The following is a 13,803-nucleotide window of genomic DNA, read 5'->3' as shown; positions in this document are numbered from 1 at the left end:
TCAATATATTGGAGGTTCCTACAAATGGATATCGAGACAAAGAAAAAAGAGCTAATCGACGCTTATTACTTCCGTCATGCGACCAAAGAATTCGATACAACAAAGAAAATTTCCGATGATGATTTCCAATTCATTCTCGAGGCAGCACGGCTTTCACCGAGCTCAGGAAATAATGAACCATGGAAGTTCCTTGTTATACAAAACCCTGAATTTAGAAAAGAGTTAGCTCCACTTGCATCAGGTGCAATTCGGCAGTTGCCGACAGCAAGCCATTTCGTTCTCATTTTAGCTAGAAAAGGACTCACTCATAGTAACCCCTATCTTGTGAAGCATTTAACAGAAGATAATGGGATGCCATTAGAAATTTATCAGAACTTGGCTCCAGCTTATGCTCAGTTTTACAATGACCTTCATCTTGATACAGAGCGGGCATTATTGGACTGGTCATCCAAACAAACGTATTTGGCAATGGGCAATATGATGACCGCAGCGGCATACATCGGTATTGATTCCTGTGCCATGGAGGGTTTCGATCTGGATGCCGTAAATGATCTCCTCAGTAAAAAAGGATTACTTGGAGACGACGAATTTGGTTTAAGTGTCATGGTTGCCTTTGGTTATAGGAAAGAAAATCCAAAGCGACCTAAAAGAAGGCTTCCTCTGGAGGAAATCGTGCAGTTCATTTGATATCAATAGATAAATATCTTTATATCTTCTTATGTGGGGAGGAAAAAACGTGAGAGTAGAAATTTGGTCAGATATTGTTTGTCCGTTTTGCTACATCGGTAAACGCCGATTTGAAGCTGGATTGCGTGAATTCGCCCAACGCGATGAAGTGGAAATCGTGCATCGAAGCTTCGAACTGGATCCATCGATTACTATTTATCCTGAGAAGACTTTGTTTGAGATCGCAGCAGCGAAATACGGCACTACGCCGGAGTCCACTAAAAAGGATAGTATAGCTGTTACGGAGCGTGCAAAAAAAGAAGGTCTGGTCTTTAACTACGAATCGGTTAAGCATACTAATTCTATGGACTCGCATCGGCTAATTCTTTTCGCTAGGGGTTTCGGCAAAGAAAATGTTGTTCTTGAATTGTTGTATAAAGCTTACTTTACCGATTCCCTGCACATTGGGGAAAGAGAAACGCTATTGTCGATAGCAGAACATGCCGGTCTCGATCGACTTGAAACAGCAAACATGCTTGATAGCGATCGTTATCACGATGCAGTCAGGGAAGACGAGCGTACAGCGAGTAAATTAGGAATTAGTGGAGTCCCGTTTTACCTTGTAGATGGAAAATATGCGGTATCCGGAGCCCAGCCGGCAGTTGTCTTTACCGAGGCCCTTCAGAACGCTTGGGAAGAACGTGCCAAGGTAAAGAATAAGGCTGCTGAGGAAGATGTAGGTATGTGTAAGGACGGATTCTGTTAATCAACAAGAGGGTGCCCCAGGTCAGGCTTTCGACCCTTGGGACACCTTTCTGTATTTCTCAAGACATAAAGTGCATCCGTCAAATAAAGATACGTTAAAAAGACAATAATACCACTAAGGGATGAAATGTGGGGTGAATGAATTTGGATACGTCAAAGTTTGAGATAGATTGTGTTGAATCAATATCGGAGGTTTTACATTTTCTATCTGGAAAGTGGACATTTTTGGTGATAACAGAACTTTTGAAAGGTCCACAGCGCTTTAATCAATTACGGAGAAATCTTGGGAATTTAAACACAAAAGGCTTAACTGATACCTTGAGAAATTTGGAAGAACACCAAATGATTAAACGCACCGTATTCCCTACTGTCCCCGTGACGGTTGAATACTCGATAACTGAGAAAGGACTCGCTTTCTCCGAAGTGTTTCAAAAAATCAATCACTGGAAACAGGAATGGGACTCTCCTCATTCCACTCCGATAACCCCAAGGAATGAACAAACTCAAAGGACAGAGCCGCAATAACTGTGGTCGTCAATAATGCAGGAAACAATTGAGCATATCGACCGATTATGAGTCGCTCCGCTTGAAGAGGTAGGTGACCCATAACAACAACGGAATAATGATTACGCATATCGGGACTACAAACATGCTCCATATTTTTAGGAAAACTCCCATGTAAGTCGGCCCATGTAAGTTCATGGAAATAATCATAATAATGGGTACGACAAACCAAACCATGGGCTTCCAGTTTTTTAGATTCAGCCATTTAGACATCTCATAGCTCGCCACAAAAGCATAGGAAGATAATTTGATAACGGTACCGAATATCGCTATAAATATAAAGAACACATCCAGATTCTGAATGAAATCCATAATATCAATTGCTCTTATCGTTACAAAAATAGGAGTATTCAGTTTCATCGTTAGTTCAGGTCCTAAAACGACGATACACATCACCACTGACATTACAATTGTAAAGGAAGCAATTCCAGCGGCAGCCACCGCATGCGATGGAACCTGTTTGGGATCGGTCATAAAAGATGATAATACCAACAAAACAATCGCTTGTCCCGCAAGCAACGGTGCAAAAGGAACCATCCCTTGTACGATCTCCAGTCCTCCGTGATCAACATAAACGGGCAAGAGCCTCTCCAATCGGATATTCCCCCAATTTAAGATAAAGCTCAAAAAAATGAGAAAGTAGAAGATTGGCCCCGTAATTTCACTAAATCGGCCAATATTCGTAATCCCACCCAGAGTTAAATAAAAGGTTATGCTAAATAATATGATCATAATTGCCCATGTTGGCGTTCCGTTTAATAGTATACTTTGAATAAAATCAACCTGTGCACGAACAACGACGGAGGTAATCCCGATAAAAGCGCAGAAATACGGCAGGAAAATGATTCTCCCCAACCACTTCCCGAGAAGCTTCCAACATACCTGAAACAAGGATTGATCTGGATGAAGGAGAGCTAACTTTCCAAGTAAGATCGTAATAATCACTCCTGCTGCTCCGGAAGCCAGCAAGGAGATCCATGCATCTTGCTGCACGATGGATACAGTCGGAGTCAACACAACCCCAATTGCCATAACAATATATGTCGTTGCAAGTATCCAAAAAAGCTGTGACCCTTTTATTTTCACCGTTTGTCTACTCCTCATGATTTCAACCAAGGTTAATATTTCATCGATGTATTGGATTGCCCAGGGTCATCGCATCGAACATTGAAGTTTATTGATACTTGGAGTTCAGGAAAAATGCGATCCCACTCCTCTTCATATCCCTTCCATTGCTTAGGTAACTGATGATGTACTTTCTTCCCGAAGCCAAAGATGTCGGTTCGATATTTGACTTGTACAGTGGCAATAAGCTTCGTGACCTCTTGCTGCAAATTCTTCTTCAGTTCCTTTTCGATGATTTTTAGATCCGCAGCTTTTGTGGGATCAAGTTCCGTATTATTCTCAACGATACTCCCTTTCCCCGTGAGTTGGATATGGATTTGAATATCGTCCCCGGACATTTTGGCACGGATCTGACTTTTCAAAAATTTCAGAATCACGCTTATATTGTTCTCTTTCTCCCGAATGAAGAAGTCGGATACAAGACTGTCTTGTCTATTCGAAATCCAATTCGCATAGGCAGATTCCTGACTGCCCAGGAAGCCGACCAATTTCAAATGGTTATTACTGTTTAAAATAGCCGAACCGACGTAATGAGGCTTCGAAGAAGGCGATAAACTTATGGCTGGCACCATGGGGTGAATCCCGCGACTTAAGGAGTCCGCCAGCAAATCCCGGAAATAAGTATGTCTAATATGTAAGATCTCCTCTTGGCGCGTCAGTGATGTTTGAGTATATGGATCAAAGATTGGATCCGTAGTAAAAATATCTTTGGCTCGTCCGTCCTTCACAACAAATACCTTCGATCGGAGTTCTGATTTGGGATTACGGACGATTTCATCGAGGAGTTTGTCTATACCGTGTTCTGCCATTTTCTGTCCGATCAGCAAAACCTCTCGATGTCCTACAAATATCTCTCTAGATAGTTCCTTTTGTAAATTATGCAAACTATCATAAAGATTCGTACCGCTTGCACTCATGGTTTGAAAAGCCCTCTTCCCCTCCCCTCCCCCACCAGCATCCAGTCCGCCTGAATTTGCCGGTATTGCGATTTGGGTTGTAACTAGAACATGTCTGTTGTCCTCGATATCCCATCCATCTCCCAAATTAAAGGCGAGGTGGTCAGGTTCATTCAAACTCCAGCAACCGGTTATTAAACACAACAAGAACAGGGGTGAGCTCATCTTCAATACTATTTTCATGCGGATCCACCTATCATTTGGCTTTGGACTTTGTAAGTTTACGAGGGGCACGTACTAACCAATCTTTGATCCATCCATGAACCAGCGGAGCCACCGGGGTGAGATATGGGATTCCAAACGGACTTAACCGAGTCAGATGCGCTAAAATGGCGATCATTCCCGCTGCCAGGCCAAATAAACCAAACATGCCGCTTAGAATGATTAACGGGAATCGCAGCATCCGAAGTGGAAATCCAAATCGATAACGCGGAACGATAAAGGAGGCGATACCGGCAAACGATACTACGATTACAATCGGCGCGGAAATAATTCCAGCGCGTACTGCGGCCTCCCCGATGACAAGCGCGCCAACGATACTTACAAGCGGACCAATCGTTTTAGGCAAGCGTATGCCAGCTTCCCGTAACCCTTCAAAAACAACTTCCATCATAAAAACTTCAATGATGGTTGGAAAAGGCGCATGTTCTCGAAGGGACGCTATGCTGATCATCAATTTTGTTGGAATCATCTCCTGATGATAATTGGATAGCGCTATATAGAGAGCTGAGGTGGTGGTCCCGAAGATGACAAAGACAAAACGAAGCAAACGGGTCATCAATACGTACATAGAGCGTTCATAATAATCATCTGGCGCTTGCAGCCCCGTCCAGAAAGTCATCGGAACAGACAACGCAAATGGAGTGCCATCGGTTAAGATAGCTACTTTGCCCTCTAGCAATCCGGAGGCAATAACGTCAGGTCTCTCGCTATTCAACATTTGCGGAAATGGAGTAAGATGCGTATCTTCGATCGCTTCCTCGATATACCCGGATTCAAGAATTCCATTGGTATCAATTTGATTTACGCGATATTGAACTTCCTCCAACAGCTTAGGCTCTACTACTCCTTCGATATAGGAAATGACTACTTCCGTTTTCGTTAAAGTACCAATCGTAATGGACTTCATCTTGAGCTTTGGTGTTGTAATGATTCGGCGAAGCAACGTCGTATTCACGCGGAGGTTTTCCGTAAAGCCTTCTCTAGGCCCCCGCAGTGTCGGTTCAGCAGAAGACTCTTCGATACTGCGGGTTTCGACTTGTTTAATGTTGGCCAAGCATGCGGTAGCATCACCATCGGCTAGAATAGCGACGCTTCCTTTTAAAATACTTTCAACAGTTCCATCAAAATCGGGAAGTCTAGAAATTTGCATAAGAGAAAACAGCTTTTGTTCGCACATATTGGCGATACTGTCGATGGTACCAAGACCCTGAGGAACCCCTTCATAGATTAGCGGCCTAAGCACATTGGATTCGAAAATTTCGGTATCGATCATCCCATCGATATAAATCATGAGGAGCTTGGTTTGTCCACTGATCATTAACTCACGATAAACGACATCTGAACAATCCCGGAATATGGTTTTGAATACTTCATCGTTCTCATTAATATCTGGACTAAATTTCTTTTTTTCCTGTTCTACCGACAATGTATGATTTCGTTGCTGATTTGAGTTTAATTTATGCCAGCTCATGGTTGGAATGACCTCTCCGTTCATCTTTAAACTGCTTTAGCTAAGGGTCATGCCCTTCCTCGCTTTTTTTTACTAGCGTTTCCATTAGCATGTTATTTCAAACAATACGGCACACAGTGTACATTAGGAATTCATTCCGAGGAAAATAAGGACAAAATGGACGGTTCTTATCCGTGACAATCACACCACAATTAACTATACTTCTTGATGTAGCTTTACTTTTTAGTCTGACTTCAAAAAAGGAATGTGAGATGATAAGAGTGATGGAATCCATAAAGTTTGAAAATAGCTGTATAGAGTCGATCTCGGAAACTCTACAATTACTCTCCGGTAAATGGACATTCTTAGTGATTACGGAGTTGTTAAAGGAATCTCAGCGTTTTAATCAGCTACGTAGAAACTTAGGGAACGTAAATACCAAAGGCTTAACAGATACCTTGCGGAATTTAGAAAATCACCAAATGATCAAACGCCAGGTTTACCCGACTGTCCCTGTGTCGGTGGAATATTCAATTACTCCAAAAGGCGAGGCCTTTTTGAAAGTTTTTAATGAAATTAATCTGTGGAAAACCAAATGGGATTCTCCTGATGTAATCTGAGATTTGATTCAAGATTCATAACAATGCTGTCTAACGATTTGTTCTGTCAAAAAAAAGTCCGAAGCAGTAAGTATCTGCTTCGGACTTTTAACCTTTATCATCCCCATATGCATGAGGGAATTCTCCCAATATTCAATGCAAATCTACGAGCACTTACTATATCCGCAGTTGCTGCAAGTCTTGCAGCCCTCGATGTTGATGAGCGAGGCCGAGCCGCAGGACGGGCAGAGGTCGCGGGAGGTGGCCGGCGCGCTGCCATGGCTGTGGCCGCCGTGCGAGCCGTCCGCGGTACCATGATCTTGCGCGGCTTCCTCGTGATGTGCGATCGTTGCTGCCACCGGCGCCGGGTCGTGGTCGCCGTACGGGCCGTTTTGCACGTGCGTCTCTAGCGCTTTAGCAACCGCGTCCGCGATCGATTCCACGCGGTTTGGACCAAAGCCGATAGCGCCTGTACCGCCGATGCCTTTGAGATGCTTGATCAGCAGCTCCACCTTCTCGCCGTGGTCGCCGTAACGCAGGAACAGCGAGCAGACGCGGCCAAGCGCTTCCGCCATCGCAAACACGTCGGAACCGGCTTTCCCTACGTTCAGGAAGATTTCACCCGGAATACCGTTCAAATCGTTGATCGTGATATATGCCATGCCAAACGGCGTGTTGATCTTATAAGTAGCGCCATGGAGCACTTGCGGGCGTCTCTTGTACTGTTCCGCCGTTTTCGGGCTGCTGGCTTGAACCGGAGCGCTTGCCGGCTGTTCCGTTACGGCTACCGTTGCTGGTGCTGCCGCTTCTTCTTGTTTCTCTTCCTTCTTCTCCGTTTGCAGGACTTGTACGTCACGGCTACCGTCGCGGTAGATCGTTACGCCTTTGCAGCCAAGGTCGAAGGCCAGTTCATACAAACGTTCCGTTTCTTCCACGGTAAAGTCGGATGGGCAGTTTGCCGTTTTGGAGATGGAGCTGTCGACCCAACGCTGGATCGCGGCTTGCACGCGGATATGATCCTCCGCCGACAAATTCATCGCGGTCACGAAGTAATCCGGCAGCTCTTCCCCTGGATGCGCGTCCATCCACTCTTGCGCGATCGGCACGAACTGCTCGTCGAAGCCGAGACGGCTTTGACGGTAGTATTTGAAAGCGAAATAAGGCTCGATCCCGGTCGAGGTTCCAACCATCGTCCCTGTGCTGCCGGTTGGCGCCTGAGTGATGATCGTGACGTTGCGGACCCCTTTGGTGCGAACCGCTTCGCCAACTTCCGGATACACTTCCGTCATCACTTTCATAAATCCGCTTTGCAAATATTTGTCCGCTTCGAAAGCCGGGAAGGAACCTTTCTCTTCCGCGATATCTGCGGAGGCCAGGTAAGCTTCCTTGGCGATAAAGCCATATAATTTGTCGAGGAATTCCAGCGATTCCGGGCTGCCGTAACGGATGTTCAACTTGATCATCAGCTCGGCCAGGCCCATCGTCCCGAGGCCAACGCGACGCTCTTTCTTCTGGTTCTTCTCGTTTTCTTCAAAATGATAAGGCGTTTTGTTGATGACGTTGTCCAGGAAACGGACCGAATAGCGCGTCGTTGTGGCGAGTTCGTCCCAAGCGACATCGTGTTTCTCTTCGTCGTAGAACTTGGACAAGTTCATCGCCGACAGGTTGCAGACGCCCCAACCCGGCAAACCTTGCTCCCCGCACGGATTCGTACAAATGATCGGGTTAAAATACCAGCTGTTGGACATTTGGTTGTAATATTCCATAAACACAACGCCCGGTTCGGCGGATTTCCAAGCCGACTCGATAATCGTGTGCCAGATCTCACGCGCTTTGACAGTGCGATAGTGGATCACTCTGCGGCCGTCCGCTTTCCACTTCTCGAGATCGCCGTCCCACACTTCGTTGTAGTCCTCGTAAGTCGTATCCGGGAACACCAATTCCCAATCGAGGTCTTTCTTCACCGCTTCCATAAAGCTGTTGCTCACGCAAACCGACAGGTTCGCGTTCGTAACCTGGCCCATCGTCTGCTTGACGGTGATAAAGTCCATGACATCCGGATGCCAGTCGTTGATCATCAGCATCAGCGCTCCGCGACGGCTGCCGCCCTGCTCGATCAAGCCGGTGGTGTAGCTGAACAAACCTCCCCAAGATACGGCGCCGCTCGAAGAGCCGTTTACGCCTTTAACAACCGCACGGCGCGGACGCAAGGAACTGAGGTTAATCCCCACGCCGCCGCCGCGTGCCATGATCTCGGTCATTTCGGACAAGGTCTCCATGATGCCGCCGCGGCTGTCTTTTGGCGATGGGATCACGTAACAGTTAAACAAGGTCAACTCGTCACTGGCGCCGGCACCTGCGGCAATCCGGCCGCCCGGTACCAGCTTCCAATCGTCCAGGATATAGCGGAACTTCTCTTCCCATTGCTTCTGCAGCTCCGGCGTTTCCTCTACGGAAGCCATCGCTTTAGCAAGGCGGTCCCACATTTCTTCAGGGGTTTTCTCGATATTGAGGGTCAGCTTCTCCACGTCGGACTCGACCAACTCGCCCCGGCGTGTCTTCACCGTAACCTTACGACCCTTACGCGCAACGACTTCGCCAACTTCCTTTGTTGGGAATTTGGGATCATCCTTCGTCAGAACGAGGACGACGTCGCCGACTTTGGCGTGACTAGGGTCCGCATCTTTCCAGGCGTACCGGTCCAAGAAGATTTTTTCACTTAGCCCCTCAAGGCGCTGTTTTGGCACAGTTTTCAAAGAAAACACCCTCCTATAAGTTTGGATCAAAGATTCGTAAATATATCGGTCATTCGCGCCGGATCTTGAAGTCGAAAACGGGCGAAAAAAACGAAAAAAGCGTTGTTTCAAGCCGATATTCGCCTGCCTGAAAGCCGCTACGCACACCCTATAAACCGTATTATCATATGTATGAATCACAATATATTGTGTGCGAATACCATTATACTATACAATATCTCGTTGTCACAGCGGGACAGCTTGAAATTTTAGGCTTTTTTCCGAATGCTGCTGGCCCAAACACTCGTTTGCTCCGGTTCTCTCAATTTTTCGGTCTTGAATCTATGAAACCGCCATGTAACCATTTCCAACCCAAGCTATAAAACGGAAGAGCTGCCTCTGGAGGCTTCATCATGCGATTATCCCTTTCGTTAAGGGAGCAAGGTCGAGGTCGAACGGTTCATCTAAATCGCTTTGATCTGAGCAAACGGGATCATCATGTAAAACGGTCAACCCAAGCAATATCACTAGCTGATGCTCCGTTTCGCTCCCGCTCCCCTCTCCAAAGTTATGAACTCCTTCTTTTTCGTCCATACTACACCTACGTCTGCAAGAAGCACGCGGTATGGACTGATTCGGATCCTTTCGTAGCCGCAATAGAGCTAGTCAAATACGCATCAAATGGGAGGTTTTACATCATGAATCCTCATCCCCCCGGCCCTTCCCCCAATTCGGTCGTCCCGCCGGAATGGAATCTGCAGATCCCCGTAGACTTCGACCGAAGTTGGTTCAGCGACTTGGAATCGAGACATCAAAAGGGCGGCCCCTGGGACGATTGGAAGCTGTTTAACCTTGCCCTTGAGGCCGAAACTGCTTCGCTTGTCACGAGCTTTGAAGAAATGCAATGTTTGAAGCATCTGCAAGGCGTCACCCCTCTGCCGCACCAAACCGAAACGGCTCGAAAGGTCCTGTTCGAAATGCGCGGGCGTGCGATCCTCGCCGACGAGGTGGGTCTTGGGAAGACGATCGAAGCCGGTTTGATTTTAAAGGAATACATTGTGCGCGGATTAGTGAAGAAGGTATTGATTCTGGTGCCTGCATCCCTGGTGCTACAGTGGGTTCGGGAACTGAATCAGAAGTTCGGCATACCGGCCGTAGCGCAGAAGAAAGAGCATTCCTGGCACAACGACGTCGTTGTCGCCTCCATGGACACGGCCAAACGCGACCCGCACAAAAATATTCTGCTCAATAATGAATACGATCTGGTCATCGTAGATGAAGCCCACAAGCTGAAGAACAAGAAAACGACCAACTACCAGTTCATGCTGCAGCTGCGAAAAAAATATTGCCTTCTCCTGACTGCCACTCCGGTGCAAAACGATCTAGGCGAGCTGTTCAACCTGATCACGCTGCTTAAGCCGGGGCAACTGGGCGGGCAAAGCGAATTTGCCGCCAATTTCGTCGTCGACAAACGACAGCCGAAGAACGAGAATCAGCTCAAGGATGAGTTGGCCAAGGTGATGATCCGCAACCGGCGCGGTGACGGCGAGCTGGAATTCACGAAGCGAATCGTCCGCAACATTGACGTAGAGCTGTCCGAGGAAGAGAAGAACCTGTACAACGGGGTTACTTCCTTCATTAAAGACCAATATAACGCCGCTGGCGGCGACCTCAACAGCATGCTGTCCCTGGTCACCCTGCAACGCGAGGTATGCAGCAGCCGGGATGCGGTATTCGTCACATTGGTTAATTTATCTAAGAAGCTTGCCCCTGATTCCCCGATCCGTGATCGGATTTGGGATCTTGTCGACCTGATCCGTCAGATCAAAGCGAACAGCAAGGCGGAGAAAGCGATGGAGCTGATCCGTGAAATGAATGACAAGGTGATCGTGTTCACCGAGTATCGGGCTACGCAGGAGTATCTGCTGAAGTACTTCCGTGACCGCGGAATGACCGCGGTTCCGTACCGGGGTGGGATGAACCGAGGCAAAAAAGATTGGATGATGGACCTGTTCCGCGGCCGGGCCCAGGTGATGATCGCGACCGAAGCGGGCGGCGAAGGTATCAACCTGCAGTTTTGCCATCAGATGATCAACTTCGACCTGCCCTGGAACCCGATGCGAGTGGAGCAGCGGATCGGCCGGGTGCACCGGCTGGGTCAAACCAACGACGTCAATATTTACAATCTGTCTACCAAAGGCACGATCGAGGAGCATATCCTCCACCTGCTGCACGAGAAGATCAATATGTTCGAGTTGGTCATAGGCCATCTTGACGTGATTTTGGAGCGTTTCGAAAAACAACATTCACTGGAAAAAAGCATTTACCAAATCATCCTCGAATCCGGCAGTGACGAGGAGATAGCCAGCCGCGTCGATTCGCTGGGACGCGAATTCCACACCATAAAATCCGAGCTGGATGCAGAAGCCGAAGGAACCGAAAGCGAAGGCGGCCTGCAGCAGCTGTTGGGAGGTTGATCTGCGGTTATGTCCATGACCTCTGAACAGATACGCGAGTATGTTCTGACCTATCTGGAAGCAACCGAATGTCAGTTCCTTGAGAAATCGCCACATCACGTCACCGTGAAACTCTCTCCTCGCGCGGACCGGGACTTAACGAACCGTCCCTATTACTGGGGGTTCATCGAACGGACCGGAGCGGAGCCGGAAACGATGTCGTTTTCGTTTATTTTTGAACCGGAGGCGCACCGGGCGGCCGAAGAAGCGAAGGCCTCCCGGGAACAAACGGGACCCGGGCAGCAGCAGATGGAAGCCGCACAGGAGGACACGCTGCTCGGCCGCTACTTTGGCGCGGTCCGCCCGCTCCCGGTACTCGGTCCGGGACGGATTCAGCGCGAGGAGCTCACATTTGGCAGCCCGCGGCTGAAACAGATTTTTGAAGCAGCGCGTAGAGGCGGCCGTTATGTGTATTTGTTCGAGGAGCCGGGGCAACGTCAACGGATGGCCTTGCTGCCCGCCGCCTATGAGCCTTGGCTGGGCGTCTGCTTCAAGGTGGAATTCTGCTGCGATATGAAACGCGAGGAGCTGCATTATTACGGAGTTTCCCTGCTGACGGGCGCCGTCGATGAGTCGTTTCAGACCCGAATTGCGGCGAAACAACTGGTTCCGCGCTTGCCCGAAAACGTCCATATCGAACCAACCAAGCTGTCGTTAGATGCCGGACGCACCGTGCTTGAGCAGCGGCTTGCCGATCAGATTGCCGCTTATGACGACCGCTGGGCCCAGGAGGCCCGCGAACGGTTGAACGACGAGTTAGCATTGATCGACGCTTATTACAAGGATCTCGTGAAAGATCCCGAACCCGAGCGGGCTCAAGGCGCCAGCGAGCAATACGAAGCGAGACGGGATGAAATCCGCTGGCAGTATGAGCCGAGAATTGTCGTATCCGCCTTGGGCTGCGGCATCTTTCATCTGCGTTCGCAGCGGTGACGAGAAATCAGACTGATCTCGCTAAAAGACCGCAAAAATAGAAGCCGTTTGCCGCAATGCAAAGCGACAGGTTGCAACATCCTTTTTGGGGCGGCTTCGGTACAATGGACAAGCAATCGAAACCAGGCCTGATGAGGCCTGACGAATGGCTAGGGAGGCGATACCATGCCGGAAGCACGCAAACCTCAAAAGATATTAACCACCACTTGCAAAATTCTCTTATGCGCAAGCATCTTATATAGCGCATCAGGCGCCGGTCTACCGCTGGCGGGCGGCTACGGCGGCCTGGGCACGGCGGAAGCCGCCGGCGAGCGAACCGGGCAGGCCGCGTTGGCGACGCTCGGGACGGCAGCGGATGCACCCGCGCCTGAGGCGCTGCGGCGCTTCGCCGCCGAGGCCGTCGGCCAGCTGGCCCAGGTCGAGCCGTTTACGGCATGGGCCGGCGCCGACACCGCCATTGAGCCGCTGGGGCCGGGCACGCACAGCTGGCTCGTCACGGTGGCGGCCGCTGGCAGCGGCCAAGGCGGCGCAGCCGGGGTGCCGCCGGGCGCTTCAGCCCCGCGCGGCTACCTCATTATCTCCGCAACCGAGAGCGGAGATTACAAGCTGGTCGAATACGGAATGGGCACCTATTCCGTATTCGACCCGGCGCTGCTCGAGGCTGCGCTCCGGCAGAGCGGCCTCGGCGCAGCCGCTGCGGGACGGGTGACCGCCGTCCCGCTCTACGCCGGCCCGGCATTGGCCGCGTGGAAGGTTCGCCTGCCGGATGGCGGCGAACCCCAATACGTCAATGCCGCCGACGGCGAATGGCTGCCCGAAACGACGGGCAGCTGGGACAAGCAGGCGGGCGGCTACGCGCCGCCGCGGCTGGCTGCGAGCAGCCGCGCGCCATTATCGCCCGCCCCTATCGTCTACACGTCATCCCGCTTCGATCCCTACGACAACCTGTTATGGATGACGGCCAAACCGCTGGCGCTGAAGTCGGATGCCTTCATCGGCAAGCTGAAAGCCAGCCGGCAGCTTGTCTATGCCGCTTCCGGTCCTGAACGCACTTATTCCTTTCCTCTTCCGGTCTACGGCTATCAAACCTGGACGAACAACAGCCCTTTGGCAGAGCCATCCGCTGAAGCCGAAGCCGAGGCCGTTTACGTCATCACTGGCACCGATACCGCCATTCGGCTAATCGCGCTGGACGCTCTGATGGAAAGTGGAAAATTCGTCACCTTCTAGTTTTTTAACCAAATGGCGAGTCTCCGGAAGCACAACTTCCAT

General features: G+C 49.6%; 11 protein-coding genes. 7 read left to right on the top strand and 4 right to left on the bottom strand.

Annotated features, from left to right (window positions below; all coding sequences use genetic code 11):
- The first annotated feature begins 30 nt into the window (after nucleotides 1-30).
- From MKZ15_RS08855 to MKZ15_RS08845, 3 genes are all read left to right on the top strand, one after another.
- The gene (locus MKZ15_RS08855; RefSeq protein WP_339822367.1) at nucleotides 31-687 is read left to right on the top strand and encodes an NAD(P)H-dependent oxidoreductase; all 657 of its coding nucleotides are present in this window, start codon (nucleotides 31-33) and stop codon (nucleotides 685-687) included.
- Nucleotides 688-736: 49 nt separating this feature from the next.
- Nucleotides 737-1,432, top strand: a complete 696-nt coding sequence (locus MKZ15_RS08850) for a DsbA family oxidoreductase (protein WP_339821283.1) — start codon at nucleotides 737-739, stop codon at nucleotides 1,430-1,432.
- A gap of 137 nt (nucleotides 1,433-1,569) precedes the next feature.
- Complete coding sequence (locus MKZ15_RS08845; RefSeq protein WP_339821282.1) at nucleotides 1,570-1,956, top strand: helix-turn-helix domain-containing protein; 387 nt, start codon at nucleotides 1,570-1,572, stop codon at nucleotides 1,954-1,956.
- Between the two features lie 45 nt (nucleotides 1,957-2,001).
- On the opposite strand, the gene MKZ15_RS08840 is transcribed toward MKZ15_RS08845, so the two are convergent.
- The 3 genes from MKZ15_RS08840 to MKZ15_RS08830 are packed head-to-tail and all read right to left on the bottom strand — an operon-like array spanning nucleotide 2,002 to nucleotide 5,769.
- Nucleotides 2,002-3,081 carry an endospore germination permease gene (locus MKZ15_RS08840; protein WP_339821280.1) on the bottom strand — a complete coding sequence of 360 codons (1,080 nt, stop codon included), beginning with the start codon at nucleotides 3,079-3,081 and terminating at the stop codon, nucleotides 2,002-2,004.
- Between the two features lie 32 nt (nucleotides 3,082-3,113).
- Nucleotides 3,114-4,259 (bottom strand): Ger(x)C family spore germination protein, encoded by a 1,146-nt coding sequence (locus tag MKZ15_RS08835; protein ID WP_339821278.1) that lies wholly within the window; start codon nucleotides 4,257-4,259, stop codon nucleotides 3,114-3,116.
- 13 nt (nucleotides 4,260-4,272) lie between these two features.
- Nucleotides 4,273-5,769 carry a spore germination protein gene (locus MKZ15_RS08830; RefSeq protein ID WP_339821276.1) on the bottom strand — a complete coding sequence of 499 codons (1,497 nt, stop codon included), beginning with the start codon at nucleotides 5,767-5,769 and terminating at the stop codon, nucleotides 4,273-4,275.
- Between the two features lie 173 nt (nucleotides 5,770-5,942).
- Here MKZ15_RS08830 and MKZ15_RS08825 point away from each other — a divergent pair, with 173 nt between their 5' ends.
- Nucleotides 5,943-6,368, top strand: coding sequence for a helix-turn-helix domain-containing protein (locus MKZ15_RS08825; protein WP_339821274.1), 426 nt, complete (start codon nucleotides 5,943-5,945; stop codon nucleotides 6,366-6,368).
- A gap of 143 nt (nucleotides 6,369-6,511) precedes the next feature.
- Here MKZ15_RS08825 and MKZ15_RS08820 read toward each other — a convergent pair whose 3' ends face one another.
- Nucleotides 6,512-9,103, bottom strand: a complete 2,592-nt coding sequence (locus MKZ15_RS08820) for an adenosylcobalamin-dependent ribonucleoside-diphosphate reductase (RefSeq protein ID WP_339821272.1) — start codon at nucleotides 9,101-9,103, stop codon at nucleotides 6,512-6,514.
- Nucleotides 9,104-9,780: 677 nt separating this feature from the next.
- Here MKZ15_RS08820 and MKZ15_RS08815 point away from each other — a divergent pair.
- From MKZ15_RS08815 to MKZ15_RS08805, 3 genes are all read left to right on the top strand, one after another.
- Entirely contained in the window at nucleotides 9,781-11,559 is a 1,779-nt protein-coding gene (locus tag MKZ15_RS08815; protein WP_155605107.1) for an SNF2-related protein, read from the top strand.
- 9 nt (nucleotides 11,560-11,568) lie between these two features.
- Nucleotides 11,569-12,531 carry a YqhG family protein gene (locus MKZ15_RS08810; protein WP_339821271.1) on the top strand — a complete coding sequence of 321 codons (963 nt, stop codon included), beginning with the start codon at nucleotides 11,569-11,571 and terminating at the stop codon, nucleotides 12,529-12,531.
- A gap of 165 nt (nucleotides 12,532-12,696) precedes the next feature.
- The gene (locus MKZ15_RS08805; RefSeq protein WP_339821270.1) at nucleotides 12,697-13,761 is read left to right on the top strand and encodes a hypothetical protein; all 1,065 of its coding nucleotides are present in this window, start codon (nucleotides 12,697-12,699) and stop codon (nucleotides 13,759-13,761) included.
- The last annotated feature ends 42 nt before the right edge of the window (nucleotides 13,762-13,803 follow it).

The sequence above is a fragment of the Paenibacillus sp. FSL R7-0216 genome (genome assembly GCF_037969915.1).
Classification (GTDB): domain Bacteria; phylum Bacillota; class Bacilli; order Paenibacillales; family Paenibacillaceae; genus Fontibacillus; species Fontibacillus rhizolycopersici.
Note: the sequence above shows the minus strand (reverse complement) of the source record. Positions and strands in the feature narration are given on the sequence as shown.

Coding starts and splice junctions, on each gene's coding strand:
- MKZ15_RS08845 (WP_339821282.1), top strand. CDS start 1,570: ATGAATTTGGATACGTCAAAGTTTGAGATAGATTGTGTTGAATCAATA.
- MKZ15_RS08835 (WP_339821278.1), bottom strand. CDS start 4,259: ATGAAAATAGTATTGAAGATGAGCTCACCCCTGTTCTTGTTGTGTTTA.
- MKZ15_RS08830 (WP_339821276.1), bottom strand. CDS start 5,769: ATGAGCTGGCATAAATTAAACTCAAATCAGCAACGAAATCATACATTG.
- MKZ15_RS08815 (WP_155605107.1), top strand. CDS start 9,781: ATGAATCCTCATCCCCCCGGCCCTTCCCCCAATTCGGTCGTCCCGCCG.
- MKZ15_RS08810 (WP_339821271.1), top strand. CDS start 11,569: ATGTCCATGACCTCTGAACAGATACGCGAGTATGTTCTGACCTATCTG.
- MKZ15_RS08805 (WP_339821270.1), top strand. CDS start 12,697: ATGCCGGAAGCACGCAAACCTCAAAAGATATTAACCACCACTTGCAAA.